Annotated in this window: 21 protein-coding genes; 9 read left to right on the top strand and 12 right to left on the bottom strand. The window is 57.9% G+C overall.

The annotated features are described in order from the left end of the window. Window positions 1–76: 76 nt before the first annotated feature. The 4 genes from AC2FD9_RS06015 (at window position 77) to AC2FD9_RS06000 (ending at window position 5,203) form a co-directional block, all read left to right on the top strand. Complete coding sequence (locus AC2FD9_RS06015; protein WP_108859384.1) at window positions 77–1,849, top strand: SLC13 family permease; 1,773 nt, start codon at window positions 77–79, stop codon at window positions 1,847–1,849. 16 nt (window positions 1,850–1,865) lie between these two features. Next, window positions 1,866–2,600 (top strand): glutamine amidotransferase, encoded by a 735-nt coding sequence (locus AC2FD9_RS06010; protein ID WP_282168877.1) that lies wholly within the window; start codon window positions 1,866–1,868, stop codon window positions 2,598–2,600. Between the two features lie 72 nt (window positions 2,601–2,672). Beyond that, window positions 2,673–3,530, top strand: coding sequence for a bile acid:sodium symporter family protein (locus AC2FD9_RS06005; protein WP_496835881.1), 858 nt, complete (start codon window positions 2,673–2,675; stop codon window positions 3,528–3,530). Between the two features lie 11 nt (window positions 3,531–3,541). After that, on the top strand, window positions 3,542–5,203 hold the full coding sequence (locus AC2FD9_RS06000) for an FAD-binding dehydrogenase (RefSeq protein WP_496835880.1): 1,662 nt from the start codon (window positions 3,542–3,544) through the stop codon (window positions 5,201–5,203). A gap of 15 nt (window positions 5,204–5,218) precedes the next feature. On the opposite strand, the gene AC2FD9_RS05995 is transcribed toward AC2FD9_RS06000, so the two are convergent. The 3 genes from AC2FD9_RS05995 to AC2FD9_RS05985 form a co-directional block, all read right to left on the bottom strand. Beyond that, complete coding sequence (locus tag AC2FD9_RS05995) at window positions 5,219–5,959, bottom strand: YbaY family lipoprotein (protein ID WP_058275638.1); 741 nt, start codon at window positions 5,957–5,959, stop codon at window positions 5,219–5,221. Between the two features lie 98 nt (window positions 5,960–6,057). Then, entirely contained in the window at window positions 6,058–7,836 is a 1,779-nt protein-coding gene (locus AC2FD9_RS05990) for an SLC13 family permease (protein ID WP_496835878.1), read from the bottom strand. A gap of 90 nt (window positions 7,837–7,926) precedes the next feature. Beyond that, the gene (locus AC2FD9_RS05985; RefSeq protein WP_496696024.1) at window positions 7,927–8,742 is read right to left on the bottom strand and encodes a TIGR00282 family metallophosphoesterase; all 816 of its coding nucleotides are present in this window, start codon (window positions 8,740–8,742) and stop codon (window positions 7,927–7,929) included. A gap of 89 nt (window positions 8,743–8,831) precedes the next feature. On the opposite strand from AC2FD9_RS05985, the gene AC2FD9_RS05980 reads away from it, so the two are divergent. Beyond that, entirely contained in the window at window positions 8,832–9,065 is a 234-nt protein-coding gene (locus AC2FD9_RS05980; RefSeq protein WP_058275635.1) for a putative hemolysin, read from the top strand. A 5-nt stretch (window positions 9,066–9,070) separates the two neighbouring features. On the opposite strand, the gene AC2FD9_RS05975 is transcribed toward AC2FD9_RS05980, so the two are convergent. Both AC2FD9_RS05975 and mgtE read right to left on the bottom strand, forming a co-directional pair. Beyond that, window positions 9,071–9,634 carry a 5-formyltetrahydrofolate cyclo-ligase gene (locus tag AC2FD9_RS05975; RefSeq protein ID WP_472723206.1) on the bottom strand — a complete coding sequence of 188 codons (564 nt, stop codon included), beginning with the start codon at window positions 9,632–9,634 and terminating at the stop codon, window positions 9,071–9,073. Continuing rightward, entirely contained in the window at window positions 9,631–11,025 is a 1,395-nt protein-coding gene (gene mgtE, locus AC2FD9_RS05970; RefSeq protein WP_282151683.1) for a magnesium transporter, read from the bottom strand. The genes AC2FD9_RS05975 and mgtE overlap by 4 nt, the downstream gene beginning before the upstream one ends. A 140-nt stretch (window positions 11,026–11,165) precedes the next feature. Here mgtE and guaD point away from each other — a divergent pair, with 140 nt between their 5' ends. Continuing rightward, entirely contained in the window at window positions 11,166–12,455 is a 1,290-nt protein-coding gene (gene guaD, locus AC2FD9_RS05965; RefSeq protein WP_496835876.1) for a guanine deaminase, read from the top strand. Here the strand turns inward: guaD and AC2FD9_RS05960 are convergent. The 3 genes from AC2FD9_RS05960 to AC2FD9_RS05950 all read right to left on the bottom strand — a co-directional run bounded on the left by AC2FD9_RS05960 (window position 12,452) and on the right by AC2FD9_RS05950 (window position 15,108). Further along, window positions 12,452–13,786 carry an 8-oxoguanine deaminase gene (locus AC2FD9_RS05960; RefSeq protein WP_496835875.1) on the bottom strand — a complete coding sequence of 445 codons (1,335 nt, stop codon included), beginning with the start codon at window positions 13,784–13,786 and terminating at the stop codon, window positions 12,452–12,454. The genes guaD and AC2FD9_RS05960 overlap by 4 nt on opposite strands. A 114-nt stretch (window positions 13,787–13,900) precedes the next feature. After that, window positions 13,901–14,692: a histidinol-phosphatase gene (gene hisN, locus AC2FD9_RS05955; protein ID WP_496835873.1), complete on the bottom strand. Its 792-nt coding sequence runs from the start codon at window positions 14,690–14,692 to the stop codon at window positions 13,901–13,903. A gap of 44 nt (window positions 14,693–14,736) precedes the next feature. Beyond that, window positions 14,737–15,108 carry a helix-turn-helix domain-containing protein gene (locus AC2FD9_RS05950; RefSeq protein WP_058275630.1) on the bottom strand — a complete coding sequence of 124 codons (372 nt, stop codon included), beginning with the start codon at window positions 15,106–15,108 and terminating at the stop codon, window positions 14,737–14,739. Window positions 15,109–15,428: 320 nt separating this feature from the next. Here AC2FD9_RS05950 and AC2FD9_RS05945 point away from each other — a divergent pair, with 320 nt between their 5' ends. Next, on the top strand, window positions 15,429–16,385 hold the full coding sequence (locus AC2FD9_RS05945) for an NADPH:quinone oxidoreductase family protein (RefSeq protein ID WP_472723203.1): 957 nt from the start codon (window positions 15,429–15,431) through the stop codon (window positions 16,383–16,385). Window positions 16,386–16,392: 7 nt separating this feature from the next. Here AC2FD9_RS05945 and AC2FD9_RS05940 read toward each other — a convergent pair whose 3' ends face one another. After that, complete coding sequence (locus tag AC2FD9_RS05940) at window positions 16,393–17,274, bottom strand: LysR family transcriptional regulator (protein WP_108859372.1); 882 nt, start codon at window positions 17,272–17,274, stop codon at window positions 16,393–16,395. 127 nt (window positions 17,275–17,401) lie between these two features. Between AC2FD9_RS05940 and AC2FD9_RS05935 the strand changes: the two genes are divergently transcribed. After that, the gene (locus AC2FD9_RS05935) at window positions 17,402–17,611 is read left to right on the top strand and encodes a DUF1127 domain-containing protein (protein ID WP_282119062.1); all 210 of its coding nucleotides are present in this window, start codon (window positions 17,402–17,404) and stop codon (window positions 17,609–17,611) included. Window positions 17,612–17,791: 180 nt separating this feature from the next. Continuing rightward, window positions 17,792–18,568: a Bax inhibitor-1/YccA family protein gene (locus AC2FD9_RS05930; protein WP_282119061.1), complete on the top strand. Its 777-nt coding sequence runs from the start codon at window positions 17,792–17,794 to the stop codon at window positions 18,566–18,568. A 175-nt stretch (window positions 18,569–18,743) separates the two neighbouring features. On the opposite strand, the gene AC2FD9_RS05925 is transcribed toward AC2FD9_RS05930, so the two are convergent. From AC2FD9_RS05925 to AC2FD9_RS05915, 3 genes are all read right to left on the bottom strand, one after another. Next, window positions 18,744–19,250 carry a hypothetical protein gene (locus AC2FD9_RS05925; RefSeq protein ID WP_282119060.1) on the bottom strand — a complete coding sequence of 169 codons (507 nt, stop codon included), beginning with the start codon at window positions 19,248–19,250 and terminating at the stop codon, window positions 18,744–18,746. A 209-nt stretch (window positions 19,251–19,459) separates the two neighbouring features. Next, window positions 19,460–19,627, bottom strand: coding sequence for a 50S ribosomal protein L33 (gene rpmG, locus AC2FD9_RS05920; RefSeq protein WP_058275626.1), 168 nt, complete (start codon window positions 19,625–19,627; stop codon window positions 19,460–19,462). Between the two features lie 126 nt (window positions 19,628–19,753). Continuing rightward, the gene (locus AC2FD9_RS05915) at window positions 19,754–20,458 is read right to left on the bottom strand and encodes a DUF533 domain-containing protein (protein WP_496835870.1); all 705 of its coding nucleotides are present in this window, start codon (window positions 20,456–20,458) and stop codon (window positions 19,754–19,756) included. Between the last annotated feature and the right edge of the window lie 198 nt (window positions 20,459–20,656).

Genomic DNA, 20,656 nt, shown 5'->3' with positions numbered 1-20,656 from the left:
GCTCATATAGACGTTTGCGGGGCCAAGGATCAAGAGAGCGGCTTGCGACAGTCGCCGCGAAGGGTATGGTGGCCGCATGACGACAGACCAGATTATTCTTTTTTCCCTTTTCGCCACTGTGTTTGGAATGCTGCTTTGGGGGAAGTTTCGATACGACCTTGTGGCCTTCACCGCGCTATTGATCGGAGTTACGCTGGGTGTTGTGCCGGTCGATGACGCCTTTGCCGGGTTCGGACACCCCGCCACGATCATCGTCGCTTTGGTATTGGTTGTCTCGGCCGGGTTGGTGCGCTCCGGCGCTGTTTTCCTGATCACCCGCACACTGGTCGATGCCTCGCGCGGGCTTGGCGCGCACATCGCACTGATGGGCGGGATTGGCGCTGTTCTGTCAGCCTTTATGAACAACGTGGCCGCGCTGGCGCTGCTGATGCCGGTCGATATCCAAACCGCGCGCAAGGCGGGGCGACCGGTCGGCCTGACCCTGATGCCGCTGAGTTTTGCCACTATTCTGGGCGGCATGGCCACGTTGATTGGAACGCCCCCTAACATCATCATCGCATCGATCCGGGCTGAGACCTTGGGTGAACCGTTCCGAATGTTCGATTTCGCCCCCGTTGGTGGATTGGCCGCGATTGCCGGGCTGGCATTTGTCGCGCTGGTCGGATGGCGGTTGATTCCCAATCGCGGAACACAGGAAGAGGCCTCGGAAACCCTTGCCGAATACATCGCGGAACTGACGGTCCCGCCAGAGTCGCCGCAAATCGGAAAACGTGTCAGCGAACTTTATGAGGCCGCCGAGAAATCCGACGTGGCCATCATCGGCCTTATTCGAGATGGAAAACGGCGCTATGGCCGGTCGGCCCATGCTACAATCAAACCGGGCGACGCTTTGGTGCTGGAGGCCCGCCCCGAGGCGCTAGATGAATTTCGCACCGCGCTGAACCTCGATTTCTCGGATACCCGCCGTCAGGAGTTGCTGACCGCCGAAGGGGACGGTCTTGAAGTGATTGAGGTAGTTGTGCCGCTAAACGCACGCGTCACCGGTCGCACCGCGCAGGGCCTGGGATTGGCCTGGCGTCAAAGCACCGTTTTGATGGGGATTTCACGTCAAGGGCGTCGCATTACCGAACAGGTTCGTAAAACTCAGATTGAGGCAGGCGACATTCTGTTGCTGCTATGCCCACGTGACCGCAGTGCCGATGTGACCGAATGGCTGGGGTGTTTGCCACTTGCTGAACGCGGTCTGAACGTCACCGCCAACGAAAAAGCGTGGCTTGCCATTGGCTTGTTTGGTGCAGCTGTTCTGGCGGCCAGTGTCGGGCTGATCTACCTGCCCATCGCTTTGGGGTTGGTCGTTGTCGCCTATGTTCTGACCAAGATCATGCCGATTGCCGATATCTACAATCATATCGAGTGGCCCGTTGTCGTTCTGCTGGGTTCAATGATCCCGCTAGGCAGCGCATTGGAGACTTCCGGCGGTACAGAACTGATTGCGAATGCTTTGATTCAATTGACCGACGGGCTGCCGGCCTGGGCCATTCTGACCGTGTTGATGGTGGTCACAATGACCCTGTCAGACGTGCTGAACAACACAGCCACCGCCATTGTTGCGGCTCCGGTCGGTATCCAGATGGCCCGCACGCTTGAGGTTTCGCCCGACCCTTTCCTGATGACCGTCGCCGTCGCAGCCTCGGCCGCGTTCCTGACGCCGATTGGACATAAGAACAATACGCTGGTCCTGGGTCCCGGAGGGTATCAGTTTGGTGACTATTGGCGCATGGGGCTGCCGCTGGAAATCCTGATCATTGCGGTTTCTGTTCCCGCCATCCTTGTGTTCTGGCCACTGTGACGGATAAAGGCCTTTCATGAAACGCTTTCTGATCCTGCAGCTACGTCCGGAAACCGATGCCTCGGATGCCGAATATACCTCGATCCTGGACAAAACGGGGCTGACTCCCGACCAGACCCATCGTATCCGATTGGATTGTGAGGCTTTGCCCGACGATTTGAATGTCACTGACTATGCTGGGGTGATTGTTGGTGGTGGACCGGGATGCGTCAGTGACGACCCCGCAACCAAATCCGAAGCCGACGCGCGCATTGAAGGCGCCATCATGGGATTAATGCCGCAGATCATCGCACAGGATCATCCCTTCATGGGCTGTTGTTATGGGCTGGGCATTCTGGCCGCCCATCTTGGCGGTGACGTCAGCAAAGAGAAGTACGGTGAACCTGTCGGACCTTCGACTTGCCACCTGACTGCAGACGGAGCGCAAGACCCGCTAACGGCAGGGCTGACCGGAACATTCGACGCCTTCGTCGGCCACAAAGAGGCCGTGCAGGCGCTGCCGAACGGGTGCATCCACCTGCTGGCCTCGGACCCCTGCCCGTTTCAGATGATCCGCTGGGGGCAGAATGTTTATGCCACGCAATTCCACCCCGAGGCGGACGCGCGCGATTTTGAGCAGCGCATCAATATCTACAAGAACCACGGCTATTTTCCGCCCGAAGACGCCCAGCGCCTGATCGACATTTGTCACGCAGCGGACGTCACTCAACCGGCCGAAATCCTCCGCAGATTTGCCGAACGCTATGGGTGACCCAACGGCGTTATTGCCTGATCCACGACCGCTCGCTTAGGGTGGCCCGAACGGCTTTGGGAGGAGTTGTTCTTGGATCTTCTAATAAATGTCGGCCTGCCGCTGTCGCTGGCCATTATCATGCTGTCTCTGGGCGTTGGGCTCGAAGTCGCTGATTTCCGCCGCGTGCTCAGCCGGCGCTATCCTTTCGCCATCGGTGCGTTGTGTCAGGTTGTGCTGCTGCCGGTCGCGGCTTTTGTCACAGTCACACTTTTTGCGTTGCCACCCGAGATTGCTGTCGGCTTCATGATCCTCAGTTTTTGCCCCGGCGGTGTGACCAGCAACATCCTGTCGAAACTGGCAAAGGGTGATGTTGCCCTTTCGGTCAGCTTGACGGCCGTCATCAGCCTGCTTTCGATGATCACAGTGCCCTTTCTTGCCGCCTGGTCAGTGAACTATTTCATGGGCGATGCGGCACCCGAGGTGTCCATCTCAGGGCTTGCAATCGCCATGTTCCTGATCACCACGCTACCCGTGGCGCTTGGCGTCACACTTCGCAGCTTTGCAACAGATTTTGCAAAGCGGATCGAGCCCGCGCTGTCCAAGCTTGCGACCGTATTGTTCGTGCTGATCGTTATGGCTGCTCTGGCTGGAAACTGGCAACTGTTTGTCGACAACCTCGGCGTCATGGGCGCTGGGTTGATCACGTTGAACATCGCACTTTTGCTGATCGGGCTAGGGCTGGCGCGTGCCGCAAACCTGTCATGGAACGAAAGCAAGACTGTTTCCATCGAAACCGGCATACAAAACTCGACACTTGGGATTACACTGGCTGCATTGATCACGGCGACGGAAAGCGGGTTCAGCCCGCTGGCCCTGCCCTCGGCTGTGTACGGAATAACGATGTATGTTGTGGCCTTGCCCTTCATCCTTTGGATCCGCAGCCGCTGAAAGGATAAGACATGACGAATAACTCTGCCGATGCCATCGTCGTGGGGGCTGGGCTGGCCGGGTTGGCCGCCGCAGCTGAACTGGGCGACCGGGGCAAAAAGGTGATCGTGGTCGATCAGGAACCCGCGCATTTCCTCGGTGGTCAGGCGTTTTGGAGTCTCGGCGGCCTATTCATGGTCGACACGCCGGAACAGCGGCGCATGGGCATCAAGGACAGCTACGACCTTGCCTTACGCGACTGGATGGGCAGCGCGCAGTTCGATCGTGACGAGGATGCATGGCCCCGGAAATGGGCCGAGGCCTATGTCGAATTTGCCGCCGGAGAGATGCGCCCTTGGCTGCATGACATGGGTCTGCGCTGGTTTCCGATAGTCGGCTGGGCCGAACGCGGTGGATCATATGCGGATGGTCACGGCAATTCTGTGCCCCGCTTTCATATCACTTGGGGCACCGGCCCAGGTGTTCTGGAACATTTCAAACGCCGCGTACGCGAACATGTCAGCAACGGATTGGTCGAGCTGAAATTCCGCCATCAAGTCAGCCACATCATCATGCAGAACAGCGCGGCCAAAGGCGTCTCGGGCGAAGTTCTGGCAGACGACACCGCACCCCAGGGCGCCAAGACCAACCGTGATGAGGTCGGCGAGTTCGAATTTTACGCCCCAGCCGTCATCGTCACGTCAGGTGGCATCGGAGGCAACTTTGAAATGGTCCGCAAGAGCTGGCCACGCGACCGTCTGGGCGAGCCGCCGAAGGACATGGTCGCAGGCGTGCCATTCCACGTTGATGGCCGCATGATCGGCATCAGCGAAAAGGCTGGCGGCCATGTGATCAACGGCGACCGGATGTGGCATTACACCGAAGGCGTGCGTAACTGGAATCCGATCTGGCCATCGCACGGTATTCGCATTCTGCCCGGCCCGAGCTCAATGTGGTTCGACGCTGAAGGCAACCGGTTGAAACCGCCGTGCCTGCCGGGTTTTGATACATTGCGGACGCTAAAGGAAATCCTGAAAACCGGCCATGAATACAGCTGGTTCGTTCTGACCCAGAAGGTAATCAAAAAAGAGTTCGCCCTGTCCGGGTCTGAACAGAACCCCGACATGACGGACGGTGGTTGGAAAGAAGTTCTGTTCCAACGCATTCTGACCGGGTCCAAGGCCACCGCTCCGGTCGAGGCGTTCAAGGAGCACGGCGAAGACTTCATCGTCGCCAATACCTTGACCGAGCTTGTTAACGGCATGAACCATCTGGGCGGAGGGCTGATCGATGAGGCGCATCTACGTGCCCAGATCGAGGCGCGGGATTCCCAGATCGACAACCCGTTCACCAAGGATGCGCAGATGGCCGCCATTCTGGCCGCGCGCAACTACCGTGGTGACAAACTGATCCGAACCGCCAAGCCGCACAAGTTCCTTGATCCGGCCAATGGCCCGCTGATCGCGGTGAAACTGCACGTGCTGACGCGCAAAACGCTGGGTGGGCTTCAGACCAATCTGGACAGTCAGATGGTGGGCGCAGACGGTCAGGCCGTTCCCGGCCTGTTCGCAGCCGGAGAGGTCGCGGGTTTCGGTGGCGGTGGCTATCACGGCTACAACGCGCTCGAAGGTTCATTTCTGGGCGGCTGCATTTTCTCCGGCCGCAATGCAGGACGGTCAAGGGCCGTCGCGTGACGGCCCCTTCAAAACCTACTGTTCCCGGGCAAATTGCACGACGGATTGGCCGGCGTTGTCCAGCAATACCAGCGTATCGCCTTTGAAGGCATATGCTGTCACCCCCTGAAGGGCTTTGAAGAACTGCCGCTCAACTTCATCCAGTGGCGGCGGGCAGGCCATCAGGGTGGCGGCCATGTTGTCGGGGAATTCAATATTGTTGCCCGCAATCTCGGCTTGGCCGGAAAACCGGTTACATCCACCGCTGCCTGAGAACGCGCCATCATTGGCGAATGAAAGCGCGGGGCGCCTTTCGGTCTCAAGTGCTGCGCCATTCAGGCCGGTTGCAGTCCAGTTGGTGTTCTCCAGCACGGCTGCCCCGGGCGGTTGTACTTTGACCAGCATCAGATCGGTCGTGTTCCCGGCCCCATTCGTCAGAACAGGGTAGGCAGTATCGGTTGTGAACAACAGTTTGTCGCCCTGAAAGATCGAACCGCGCACTACGTAGCGCATCCCCTCTTGAATAAGGGCGTCGTCATAGCTCAGCTCGAATTGTGCTGGCACTCCGGTCAGCGCATAGCGCTTTGCCGACAGGGTCACCGACGGTGCGTCCGCGCGCGAGACGTCCTGCAATTGCACGTAAAGCGTCGCATCCGGTGGTACGGCGATGCGTTCGCGATATGCTGCAGTGCCTTCGATCGTTCCGCCGATGGCCGCGCTGCTCAGCATGGCTGACGTGGCCGCAACTGTAAGCGCGGTATATCCGGTCTTGAGCATTGGCGTGCTCCTTTTCGCAAAATCACTTATTCAAAACATTGTATGAGGTTTTGATTTTACAAGGACTTCGCCGGAAAACCAGCGGTTCCGTGCCGAACTCAAAGCGGCCAGATCAGAGGGATCAACAGCGAAGCCAGCAAACCCACAGTCAGATTCAGCGGCACGCCAACTTTCAGAAAATCTGTGAACCTGTACCCACCGGGGCCGTAAACCATCATGTTGGTCTGATATCCGATCGGCGTCGCAAATGAAGCCGAGGCCGCCACCATGACCGCCACGACCAGCGGGCGCGGATCAACGCCCACTGCCTGCGCCAAACCAATGGCAATCGGCGTCACCACAACTGCCACGGCGTTATTCGACACCAGCTCTGTAAGCACAGAGGTCAGCAAATAGACCGCCCAGATGATCAGGAATGGTGGCAGGGCACCAAGACCCGGCGCCACGGCTTCGACAATTAAGGAAACTGCACCGGATTTATCCAATGCCGCGCCTATGGCCAGCATTGAGAAGATGAGGGCCAGCAATCGTCCTTCGACAAAGGAAAATGCCTCATCCGCGTCGATGCAGCGCGTAATCAAAACTATCGCAACAGCAAGGATCGACAGTAGCAGGATCGGTGCAACACCCAGCGCCGCCAGCACAACGATCATGACCAACGCACCAATCGCAATCGGGGCGTGGCTGCGGCGGAATGCGCGGGCCGATGGTTGGGTCACATCGACCATATCCATATCGGCCGCCAATTTCCGGATATCTGCTGGTGAGCCCTCCAGCAGCAGCGTGTCACCAACCCGAACAACCAGATCATCCAACTGCCGCCCGATATTCTGGTTTCTCCGATGCACCGCCAGCACATAGACGCCATAACGGCGGCGTAAACGCATCGCGCCCAACGTCCGCCCCACCATGCGGCAACCTGGAGTGATCAGCACCTCGACCGTTTTCGTCTCAACCGCCGAGACCTGATCGACACGCTTGAGTTCTCTATTGGTTTGCAGGCTCAGCAGTTCCGTCATCTCGGTCCGAAGAACGACACGGTCGCCAACTTTCAAAGCGACGCCCTTGAGGTTGCGCCGCAACGACTCGTCGCCGCGCACGACGTCGATCAGGCGCACGCCAGGACGTTTGAACAGCTGCACGCCCGTCACCTCACGCCCGATCAAGTTGCTGTCTGGGGGAATGACAGCCTCGGTAAAGAACTTCATCTTCGACCGATCGCTAAGCATTGTCGCCATGCTGTCCCGTTCCGGCAGTAGGCGCGGCGCGACAAACCGCAGGTAGAACATGCCGTAAATGACCAGCGCGATGCCCAGTGGCGTGACTTCGAAGATCGTAAACGGGGCCATCCCCTGGGACCGCGCAACACCATCAACCAACAGGTTGGTCGAGGTCCCGATCAGGGTCAGCGTACCACCCAGAATGGCCGCATAACTTAGCGGGATCAGTAGTTTCGAGGCCGACACGTTCAGCGTCCGCGCGATCTGAACGAATACGGGGATCATGACGACAACAACAGGCGTGTTTGAAACCACCGCTGAGGCAAAGACAACAAATGCCATCAACGTTGCGATTGCGACTTTGGGACTTACCTGTGCCTGTTTTTGTGCGGTCGATGTGAATGCGTCCAGTGCTCCGGTACGCACCAATGCTCCCATGATGATGAACATCGCGGCAATCGTCCAAGGGGCCGGGTTTGACAGAACGGCAAGTGCGCTTTGATAGGGCAGAATGCCCGTCACCAGCATCACGGCCACGCCACCAATTGCGACCACTTCAGTCGGATAGGATTCGCGCAGGAACATGATGAACATGCCTGCAACGACCAACAGCGCCAGTATCGCGCTTCCCATTTCTGTCAGTTGAAGGAATTGCATTCTTGGTTTTCTGTCCGAACCCTGGCCTGGTTTACGCGCCCGTCAGGCAGTTTCACGCATTGCGCGCGACAGAGCAAGCCTGACGTGCCCTTACTGTGGGCCAGCTTGCTGTAGCCGCCCGCCAACGCGCACCATTTGAACAGATTTCGCCTGACCGTCCCTGTCGTCGGTTTCAACGAACACGCCACTTAGCGTGGCCTCGCCATTAGCCGGAGTGAACCGGGCTTTGGGCATACCGGTGATAAACCGGCGCATCGGTTCCAGCTTGTCCATGCCGATGACCGAGTCATAATCGCCACACATGCCCGCATCCGTCAGATAGGCCGTGCCACCCGGCAGGATTTGCGCGTCAGCAGTCGGCACATGCGTATGCGTGCCCACAACAAGGCTGGCGCGTTTGTCGCAATAGTGGCCCATGGCCATCTTTTCGGATGTGGCTTCACAATGCATATCGACGATGATCGCCTGCGCTTGCCCGCCACGCGGGTGCGACTTCAGGATTGGTTCAATCGCCGAAAACGGATCGTCGAAAGGGCGTTTCATGAAGACCTGCCCCAACACCTGAACCACCAGAACCTTGCGCCCACCGGGCGCAGTGTACAACCGGTGCCCCCGGCCCGGCGCTCCTTTGGCAAAGTTTACCGGGCGCACGATGCGGGGTTCGCTTTCGATGAATTGCAACATGTCCTTCTGGTCGAACGCGTGATCGCCCAGTGTCAGGCAATCGGCCCCGGCATCCAGCAGCAGCTTGGCGTGATCCCCGGTCAGACCCATCCCGTTTGATGCGTTCTCGCCATTGACCACGACAAAATCCAACCGCCATTCGTCGCGCAGACGCGGCAAATGTTGCTGAATGGCCGCGCGTCCGGCGCGGCCCATCACGTCACCCAGAAAAAGTATCCTCATTCGAACTGTCCTAAGTGTGGTATCTCTCAAGCACAAGTGGTTAAGCTGGCAGAATAAACCGCCAAAGAACATAATGCAGGAGATTTCCCATGCGCCTTGCCCTTCTGACCGCCGCCAGTTTGACCGCGCTTTCAGCTTGCGACCAGCCTGCTTCAAACGACTCGTCCACCCAGCTGGCGAACCCGGCAGCAACCTTTTGCGTTGAAAGCGGCAATCGTTACGAAATCCGAGATGGCGAAGGCGGCCAGATCGGCATCTGCATCCTGCCCGACGGCACCGAAGTGGACGCGTGGGAGTACTTTCGCGAAAACAGCCCGACCTGAGGCGGTCAGGCCGAGAACGTCAGTACTCGGCTTTCAGTGATGACCATATCCAACGTCTGATCCGTGGGTTCCAACGGCAGCCCCTCGGCCTCTTGTGCGTCAAAGGCAAAGCCGATGGCCAGTGTGGGGCGCTTGGCGCGCAATCCCTCTAGCGTGCGGTCATAAAAGCCACCGCCATATCCCAGTCTTCCGCCTTGCGCGTCAAAAGCAACCAGCGGCACAACCAGAATCTCGGGGTCAAAATAATCGTCAATCTCGGGAACCTTGGCGCCGAACGGGCCGTCTTTCAACACGCCCTCGGGCGTCCAGCGCGAAAACCGCAACGCCTGTCCGGCGGCCTGAATGACTGGCACACCGACCGGACCATAAGCCGCGGCCTCGGCCATAGCAGGCAAAGGATCAATTTCGGTGCGGATCGGCATGTACCCCGACATCGGGACGCCGCGATGCCCCGCAAGCACTTCGGACAAACGTCCGGCTGCACCCGGCAAACGCGCATCGAATGCAACCTTCCGGCGCGCAAATGCCGCCTTACGGGCGACGGCCTTGATTTCAGTCAGATCGGTCACAGAAGCACCACGCTGGCAAGCCCAAGAAAGATGAAGAACCCCATGACATCCGTTGTGGTGGTCACGAAGGTCCCTGACGCCAGCGCCGGGTCAATGCCCAGACGATCCAGCACAACCGGTACTACCGTACCTGCGAAGCCTGCGATCGCCATATTCACGACCAAGGCCGAGCCGATCACGACACCCAACAAGGGTGAATCGAACCACATCATGCCGACAGTCCCCAAAACGGTCGCAAAGCACAGACCATTGAGTACCCCCACAAGCAATTCTCGCCGGATAACGCGCGCCACGTTCGATCCGGTCAGGTCACGCGTTGCAAGCGCCCGCACCGCAACCGTCAGCGACTGCGTCCCGGCATTACCCCCCATCGAGGCAACGATTGGCATCAGGATTGCCAGTGCCACTAACTGATTGATCGCCGCTTCGAACTGCGAGATGACCAGTGACGCGCATATTGCGGTACACAGATTGACGGCCAGCCAAGGCAGGCGCCGCCTACTGGTCGCGGCGACACTGTCGGACAACGAGCTTTCGTCGCTGACGCCGGCAAGGCGTAACATGTCCTCTTCGTATTCTTCGTCCAGAACAACCATGGCGTCATCAATGGTAATCACGCCGACCAAACGCCCATCGGCATCGACCACCGGGGCGGAAATCAGGTGGTACTGGTTAAAAGCGTAGGCCACATCCTCTTCGTCCTGATCGACGGGGATGGTATGAAATTCCTCTTCGGCGATGTCGTGCAACGGCACTTCGCGCCGGGTTGCCATCAGCTTGCCCAACGTGACCTGTGCCACCGGTTTGAGCCGCGGATCAACCAGAACAACGTGATAGAACTGTTCCGGCAAGTCATCATTGGCGCGCATGAAATCGATGGTCTGCCCCACGGTCCAATGCTCGGGCGACATGACAACCTCGCGCTGCATGAGGCGACCGGCTGAGTTTTCCGGATAGGACAGCGCCTGTTCCGCGGCGATCCGCTCGGAATCTTCCAACGCGTCCAGGATGGCTTCTTGCTGCGGCTCTTCAAGGTCTTCCAGCAGGTCGACGACGTCATCGCTCTCCATTTCCCGCACGGCGTCGGCCAGAACGTCGGGGCGAAGGACACTGATAACCTCTTCGCGGACGGACTCATCCAGTTCGGATAAGATATCGCCGTCAAATTCCTTGTCGTAAAGACGGATCAAACGCCCACGGTCATAGGGATTAATCTGTTCAAGGAGGTCGGCAATGTCCGCAGGGTGCAGCGGCTCCATCAGCTCGATCAGCTTGTCGCGATCTTCCACATCAACCGCATACAGGATCGCGGCAACCATCCGGCGATCCAGCGCATAGGCGTCATCGTCGCTTGCGGAATCGATTACGGGTTCATCATAGCCTGTCGTCATGTCTGCCCCCGGTTGGTTCGCGCATTGACCCCTAATTAGAAGAAGCAGCTACCGGAAAACAATGACAATGCGCCGATTTACCGACAAGTTTCGCCCCACTATGCTGTTTCGCAGTCCCATACAGGCGGAGATGAACGGAAATGGCGCAAAAAACGCTGCTGAAAGGGCGTGTCCTGAGCTTCAACGGATCACCATTCGAAGGTGAGCCGACAGAGGCTGTGACAATCAGCGAAGCGGTCCTGATCGAAGACGGCCGCATATCTGCAGTCGGCGATGCCTACAGTTTGATATCCGCGAACCCCGATGCCGAAGTTGTAAACCACGGTCAACACGTGATCATGGCTGGCTTTGTGGATGCGCATGTCCATTACCCACAGACCGCGATGATCGCCAGTTGGGGCAAGCGCCTGATCGACTGGCTGAACACATATACTTTCCCCGAGGAAATGAAGTTCGGGAATCCCGACTATGCAGCCGAGATCGCCAACCGTTATTTGGATCTGACGGCGTCGCACGGTACCACGACAATGTGCAGTTTCTGCACCATCCACCCCGAAAGCGTCGACGCATTCTTCACAGCCGCCCAGCAACGCCGGCAGCGTGTGGTGGCAGGCAAAACCTGCATGGATCGCAACGCGCCGGAAGGGCTGCGGGATACCCCGCAGACGGCCTATGATCAATCGCAGGCGCTGCTTGAGAAATGGCACGGTGTCGACCGGATATCCTACGCCATCACACCGCGGTTCTCGCCCACATCGACGCCTGAGCAGCTTGAGGCGATGGGCGCGCTGTGGGCCGAACACCCGCATTGCCTGATGCAAACACACCTGAGCGAGCAGACAGACGAAATCTCATGGGTTCGTGAGCTTTTCCCTGATGCGCGAGACTATTTGGATACCTATGAAAGGTTTGGTCTGCTGGGCTCACATGGCGTTTACGGCCATGTCATCCATCTGGAATCGCGCGAACGTGACCGGCTGCGCGAGGTTGACGCCTCGCTGATCCATTGCCCGACCTCGAACACGTTTATCGGATCCGGCTTGTTCGACATGGACGGGCTGATGGGCGAAGGGCACCGGGTTGGTCTGGCAACAGATACTGGTGGCGGGTCGAGCTTTTCAATGCTGCACACGATGGCCTCGGCCTATGAAATCGGGCAACTGCGCGGCTCGCCGCTGCACGCGGCACAACTGCTGTGGCTGGGCACGGTTGGCTCGGCCCGTACGCTGCGGATGGATGATTGCATCGGCAATGTCGCACCGGGGATGGAGGCTGATCTGGTCGTTCTTGACCTCGCTTCAACCCCCGCAATTGCCCAGCGTGAAGCTTGCGCCGATGATCTGTGGGAGGCGATCTTTCCTACGATCATGATGGGCGACGACCGGGCGATTGCTGAGGTTTGGATCGCCGGTCGCCGCGTGTCTTCCTAGGCCTGCAAAGCGCGGGCCAATTGGGTCTGCCGTTCGATCACGCGCGGCAGGTCCAACGTCGTGACATGCCCGTCGCGCACGATCTGGCGGCCTTCAACAAACAAGTGTTTCACCTTCATCGGTCCGGCCAACAGCAATGCGGCCGGGTCCCAGCTGCCTGCACTTTCGATACCGCGCGTGTCCCATATGGCGATATCAGCGCGCTTGCCGGGCTCTAGCCGACCACAATCAGGGCGGTTCAGCACGTCTGCCCCGCCGCGTGTCGCGATTTCCAACGCTTCGCGTGACGACATCGCATCCGCGCCATTGGCAACGCGCTGCAGCAGCATGGCCTGTCGGGCCTCGAGGATCAGACTGCCGTTATCGTTACTGGCCGAACCGTCGGCGCCCAGACCCACCGGAACCCCGTGATCACGCATGGTTCGAACCGGTGCGATACCGGACCCTAAGCGGCAGTTCGAGCACGGGCAATGCGCCACGCCCGTTTGGGTTCTGGCGAACAGGTCAATCTCGGCCCCGTCCAGTTTCACGCAATGCGCGTGCCAGACGTCTGATCCGGTCCAACCCAGATCTTCGGCATATTGACCAGGGCGGCACCCGAACTGCGCCTGCGAATACGCTATATCCTCATCATTTTCCGCCAGATGAGTGTGCAGCATCACACCTTTGTCGCGCGCAAGGATTGCGGTGTCGCGCATCAGGTCCCTGCTGACGGAAAACGGGGAGCAAGGTGCCAACCCTACCCGGCACATCGCGCCATCGGATGGATCATGAAACGCGTCAACCACGCGGATCATGTCGTCGAGGATATCGGATTCGACCTCGACCAATGCATCTGGCGGCAACCCGCCGTCGCCTTCCCCGATACTCATCGCTCCACGAGTCGGATGAAACCGCAAACCAATTTCGGCGGCGGCAGCGATCGTATCCTCTAGGCGCGCGCCGTTGGGGTAAAGGTACAGGTGGTCAGAGCTGAGCGTACAGCCCGACAGAGCCAATTCAGCCAGACCGATCTGAGCCGACACAAACATCTCTTCAGGCCCGAAACGGGACCAGATCGGATAGAGTGTCTGCAACCATCCGAACAGCAATGCATCCTGCCCGCCCGGCACAGCCCGCGTCAGGGTTTGGTACAGATGGTGATGGGTATTCACCAGCCCGGGCGTCACAACACAACCCGCAGCATCGTGGATCTCACCGTCGGTTTGCAAGTTGTGGGCGATCTGCGCGATCTGCCCCCCCACGATCAGAATGTCTGCGCCCGACAACTCATGCCGCGCGTCATCCATCGTCAGAATGGTATCTGCATTTTTGATAAGGATTTCGGTCAATTCGCCCTCCTGCAACAGCCCGTCTCATGCAAGAAGTGCAAAGGCTGGCGGAAAACGGGCATAAGAACCAGCCGCGTAGAACCTACCCGACCGGCCAAATTGCGGCAACCAGTTTCAATAGTTGCGCAGGATTTCCAGTGCGACCGCGTGCAGTTCGGGATTCGCCGCCGCCAGAGCCCGCCCGCCATTATGGGCCGGACCGCCCCGCCAGTCAGTCACAACCCCACCAGCAGCCTCGATCACTGCAATGGGGGCCTGAATGTCATAGGCGTTCAGGCTGGATTCGATCACCAGATCAACCTGCCCCGCCGCCACCAGCGCATAGGCATAACAATCCATGCCATAACGGGTCAACTTTGCTTGCCGGGCCACCGCTTCGAACCCTGCGCGGTCCTCAGGTGTGCCAACCTCTGGGAAAGTCGTAAAAACAACCGCCTGATCCAAAGCGGATGTCGAGCGTGTCTTCAACGGTGTCGTTCCAGATGGGCCGGTGACCTGCGCGATATCCGCCGAACCCACAAACCGTTCGCCGATATAGGGTTGGTCGATCACCCCCACAATCGGGCCGTCAGTTGTGCTGAGAGCAATCAGAACCCCCCAAGTCGGAGTACCGCTGATAAAACCGCGGGTACCGTCGATGGGGTCCAGAACCCAAGTTCGTCCGCTGGAGCCTTCTTCGCGACCAAACTCTTCGCCGAAAATGCCATCTTCGGGCCGATAGCGCGCCAGAACCGCGCGCATCGCCTTTTCGGCGTTTCGGTCGGCTATCGTGACGGGGTCAAACCCATCATCCAATTTGTTCGTGGTGTCCAGATTAGTTTGCCGGAAATACGGAAGAATGGCCGCACGCGCCGCGTCGGCCATTTCTTCGGCAACTTCCAGATCGCTTAGAGAGGTCTCTTGCATGCGTAACCCGTGAGGCGCGCACGGTTTGAAGTCAACCCGCTAATTTATGCGACGTCGCTAAGAACCCGCGCCAGCTCAAAAAGGCGGCGACGTTGGTTTTCGGGAATCGCGTAATAGGACCGCACGAGGTCCAGCGCTTCCTTGTCCCCCATCAGATCGGCAGGAACCGACTTTTTGCCTGATGTTTCTTTTTCGGCCTCTTCCAGACCTTCAAAGAAAAAGCTGACGGGAACGTCCAATGCCTCGGCAATGTCCCACAGGCGAGACGCGCTGATCCGGTTGGCCCCAGTTTCATACTTTTGAATTTGTTGAAACTTAATACCAACTTGCTGCGCCAACTGCTGCTGGGTCATGCCAATCAGCCAGCGGCGATGCCGGACGCGCTTGCCCACATGGACATCGACGTGATGGGTCATTGGTATTCTCCTCTTTTACACACAACTACTAGGGGCGCGCGTTGCTTTTTATCGCAACACTAGCGAGTCGCACTTAACCACTCCCTAATTTGGAACATACCCCCAAAACAGCACCATAGCGCAATATTGCCGCATTTGGGTAATTTTTCAAGAAGGTTGAATCCGTTTCCCGTCACAAAGATTTAAGGTTGTGTGTTTTTGACGCTTCGATGCGTACTGCACCCGCTGTCGGACACCCGAATGCAACCAATGCGCCCGGAGAAATGATTGACAAACCCTGGCTGAAAAGAATCTATGCCTCAAAATTACGGAGCGCGATCATGCAGGCATTCACGATTCAATCCCAGGGAAGCGCGGCCCAATTGGCTGATATTGACCTTCCCGAACCCGGCACAGGGCAAGTGCGCATCGCAATCAAGGCCTGCGGATTGAATTTTGCCGACCTGCTAATGCAGAAGGGTACGTATCAGGACACGCCCGAGGCTCCGTTCACGCTGGGTATGGAAGTTGCGGGCGTTGTCGACAAGCTGGGTAACGGTGTTACGCGCCTGAATGTCGGGGACCGCGTGGCCGTATATTCCGGTCAGGGCGGGCTGGCGGAATATGGCGTTTTTGATGCGAGCCGTGCGATACCCCTGCCCGACGCAATTAGCTTTGAAAATGCAGCGGCCATTCAGATCGCTTACGGCACCAGCCACATCGCCCTTGATCACCGGGCGCATCTGCGGCCGGGCGAGACCCTTTTGGTGACCGGGGCCGCAGGTGGGGTTGGACTTACCGCCGTCGAAATCGGCAAGCTTATGGGCGCGACGGTAATTGCCCATGCGCGCGGGCAGGAAAAACTGGATGTGGCCCGCGCGGCTGGTGCGGATCACCTGATCGACGCCTCGGAAGACTTGCGCGCACGCGTCAAGGAACTGGGCGGCGCGGATGTCGTCTATGACGCTGTCGGAGGGGATGTCTTCAAAGCCGCGTTCCGGGCAACCAACCCCGAAGGGCGTCTGTTACCCATCGGGTTTGCGGGCGGCGACGTCCCCCAAATTCCGGCCAACCATCTGTTGGTGAAAAACCTGACAGTGATTGGGTTTTACATCGGCGGCTATTTGAAGTTCCGGCCGCAGATCGTTCAGGACAGCTTTGACACGCTGTTCGGCTGGCTTGCCGAGGGTCGGATCAAGCCGCATATCAGCCACGTACTTCCGTTGGCCGAGGCCGACAAAGGCATGCAGTTGCTGCGCGATCGCGTGGCCACCGGCAAAGTGGTTATTTCTCCCTGACGGGCGCTTAACCCACGACAGCCTTGAGCGGTGCACTGCCCAGCATACGAAAATTCTGACGCACCAGCGCAGCCAGCGCTTCGACGACGGCGCCGCGCCCGGTCTCGCCCCCATACAAATTGATCATGTGGGCGGGCAGTTCCGGCAATGCCCCTCCGGTATCAATCTGTTCAAGATGTGCGGGTTCGGTCCCGTCCAGCATCGCGTGAACAGCCAGATCCGCGCTGACAGTCGCCTCGATCGTGCGGTCGTTTTCTGTTTCGACTGACAGTTCCCACGGGATACCTTCCGCATCAAGGGCCGAGATCATCTGGGGCCGAAACGCGCATCGCCGCCCAACAGCCAGCGGAATCGGGTTCTTACGCCATGCTGACCCGCCTGGCGCCCCAATCCACCGTAAGGGCAGTTCCGCGACGGTCTCAGATCCGTCACTGGCTGAGGCTTCGGTTGTCAGGATCAAATCGCACTCGCCGCGTTTGAACATTTCTTTCAGCTGAAGGGAATATGACGAAATCAGCTGCACCCGAACCCGCGGGAAGTCAGCGTTGAAACGCTGCAATACCCGCGGAATGGCCGGGTAGACGATGTCATGCGGAACGCCCAGAACGACCTCGCCTTCGTAGGCCTGATCTGTGAGCTTTGAGATCACTTCGTCATTCAGCGCGATCATGCGCCGGGCATAGGCCAGCAGCTGCTCGCCGGATGCAGTCAACGCAATTGTACGTCCACTACGGTCCAACAATTCGAGGCCCAGCAGCTCTTCCAACCGCTTCAACTGCATCGACACGGCGGATTGCGTCAGATGCAGAAATCCGGCGGCCCTTGTGACGCCACCTTGGTCAGCAACGGCAACGAAGGAACGGAGCGTGGTGATATCCAGATTTCGCATGTTCACAAATCCTTATGCATCTCTTCATAAATATTCATTTTCAAAATGTGACATGTTGCGCCATATAAATCAAGGAAGTTGATGGAAGCACGATCAACCATCATGAAACAGAGAAAGGACAATAAATATGACCCAAATTGCAATCAAACAGCACTGCACACCGCAGCGTCGTTCTTTGTTGTCCTCGCTTCGGGATGCGCTCTCTCTTCTGCGTCAGCGCAAAACGCTTGCCAGACTTGATGATCGCGCCCTGGAAGACATCGGTATCACCCGCCAACAGGCCGAAGCCGAGGCGTCACGATCCATTTGGGATGCGCCGGAGTTCTGGCAAAAGTGATTCGACACCGCACCTTTTCTCAGTGAATGGCAGCGCGAACCCTCGGGCTGCCATTTTTGTTGCGTGTTTTAGCCAGTTTCGGTCGTTAAACCCTTGAAACACAGCCCGCACTTGCCGATATTTGCGGGGAATGGGGTCAACATCATGGCCCGACAAGAAATATGCAAAGGGAGACCCTTAATGGCACAATTTGACACGATCCGGACGGCGACCGGTGCGCGCGCTGCCCAGATTGACGAGGGCCTGCGCGCCCATATGAACAAAGTCTACGGCACGATGTCTGTGGGCATGCTGATTACATTCATGGCGGCCTGGGCCATTTCCGGCCTTGCAACCACAACGGACCCGTCGGCTGCGGTCGGGCAAATCAACTCGGGCACCTATCTGACTTCGCTGGGTGCCGCGATCTATACGTCGCCCCTGCGCTGGGTGATCATGTTTGCACCGCTGGCGTTCATCTTTGGCTTTAGCGCGGGCATCAACCGCTTGTCCGCCGCAGCTGCGCAGCTGGTGTTCTATGCATTCGCAGCGGTGATGGGCCTGTCGATCAGCTGGATTTTCATTGCCTTTACAGGCATGTCGATCATTCAGGTGTTCCTGATTACTTCGATCGCCTTCGCTGGGCTGTCCTTGTATGGCTACGTGACCAAGAAAGACCTGTCTGGAATGGGTACCTTCCTGATCATGGGTCTTATCGGCCTGATCGTGGCGATGGTTGTAAACATCTTCCTGCAGTCACCCGCGATGATGTACGCGATCTCGGTGATCGGTGTACTGATCTTTGCTGGCCTGACCGCCTATGACACGCAGAAGATCAAAACCACCTACCTGCAGATGGCTCATTCGGGCGACCAGGAATGGTTGGGTAAAGCCGCAATCATGGGCGCGCTGAGCCTGTACCTGGACTTTATCAACATGTTCATGTTCCTGCTGCAGCTGTTCGGCAACCGCGAATAAGACAGCCGGAATTCGACTTCAAAGGCGGGCCAGATTTGGCCCGCTTTTTTTGTTTGCCTCGCTGCATGGCATCCTGCCTGGGACGGCAAACAGGCGGCGCAGACTTATGTCGCCAAGAAAAAAAAGCCTCCACCGAGACAGTGGAGGCTTTTCATTTCGTAAATGCGTGGTTCGATCAGCTGCAGTTCAGAGCAACCGCAAAACCCGAGCTGCGCGACGACGACCCCTTGCGGAACACGTCACCTGCAGGCAGGCAACCGGTAAACTGTTCGGCATTTTGGCCAAAGGCTGCGCCGATGTCGTTGTCCACGCGGGTGCTGTTGTTTGCGGTTCGAAGAACTCCGAACAAAGTGCCGTTCACGCTGACGGTGCTTAAGAACAGGTTCATATCCGAACCGGTCAGAACGACTGAGTTTGTGTCGCTGCGCCCACCGTTGTCGATCGCGACGCGGGCAATTTTTTCCGCCTCGGTCTGATCCGTTACGACCGGGATGGATGGCAACAAAGCCAGTTCCGCCGGAATATTAGTGGCGTCGGGAAGGAACGAGACCGCACCGGGAACATCCGAGAGGGTCCGGGGCTCACCATCGATGCCCGTGAAGCCAACGCCCGATCGATTAAAGGGGTCTTCACAAGCCGCAAGGGTGAATACGGCAATTGTGGATAACAAGATTTTTTTCATGGCGACCAACATTTTGGAACGATTTGCTGAAGCGTATGGCCAAGGGGTTCCAAAAAGCAACCCGCCGCCCAACCGAATAGCCGTTACGCTGATGCGCCACTGCAACGGCTAGTTTCTGATCCCGGGCATTTCACCCAGCCGCATGCACAAAGAAAAAGGGTTCCGCATCAGCGAAACCCTTTTTCATTCTGTCCAAGTTGGACGGCAGATTACTTGATCTTGCCTTCCTTGTACTCGACATGTTTCCGAGCAACCGGATCGTATTTACGAACGATCATTTTCTCGGTCATGGTGCGAGCGTTCTTTTTGGTCACGTAGAAGTGGCCCGTGCCCGCGGTCGAGTTCAGACGGATCTTGATTGTCGTCGGCTTCGCCATGGTTATCTCCTGCGTCCGAAAAGGCAGGGGCCTTTCGGTTGAATTCCTATGAGCGTGCGCTTTTACGCCTTGCACGGCTCGTGTCAAGGGCAATTGGGCACATGATCGGCTGATCAGGGATCAGGCCTAGGTGGAAAGGGTCGGCGCGCCCATATACGTGTGAATCTGGTCGCGTTCGGCATCAGATAGACCCAACGCGGTGGCCAGTTGAACAAGGTAAGATGCCTCGCGCTGGTTATCCAGACGAATCGCCGCCAGAGACGTGGCATAGACCTGCGCTTTTAATGGCGCACCGGAATCAGCAGCCAGGCCGATAACATCAATCGGGCCATTCAACTGATCCTGGACAAAGGCGCGTTCTTCATCGCTGATGTCATCACCCAATTCGCCCAGAATGGTTTCCTTCTCTTGCTCATCTAGCTCTCCGTCCGCCTTGGCTGCCTGGATCATCGCGCGCAGCATCAGCTTGGCCTGCTCCTCCATCGCCGCGCCCCCGGGTGTGCCTTTGAATACCGTATCCATCATGTCGGCGGTCTGCTGGCTGCCTGATTTTGCTGCCCCCTGCATGGCATTCATCAGCCCACCAAGACCTGCGGCCCCGGCCGGATTGGCCATGCCAAGCTTTCCAATTATCTCTTGGAGCCCACCGGCACCCCCCGGCATCCCGAACTGTTCTGCCATCTTGCCCAGTTGATCCATGCCCAAGCCGCCCCCGGCGCCCTGCATCATATCTTGCAGACCGGCCATCCCGCCCATTTGCTTGTACTTTTCCATGCCTTTTGCTGCAGCAAATCCAACTGCGACCGAAGCCAGTGCCTTCATGAAACTCATAACAATCCTCCCAATATTCAAAATGCGTTTTTGCAATATAGCAGATAACTGCGACTCAAAATCCGCGGATTAAGCAGATGCCCTAACGCTAGCGCAAAGCTGACCAATGGTGGCTTCGTTTCATCAAGTGAACATGTAACAGGCGTATTCCCGCACAAGCGCATGTCTAATTTGTCAGAAATTCGAATATGTGATACT

This window comes from Ruegeria sp. YTSC230 (assembly GCF_059609665.1).
This window is presented reverse-complemented; position numbering and strand designations above follow the sequence as displayed.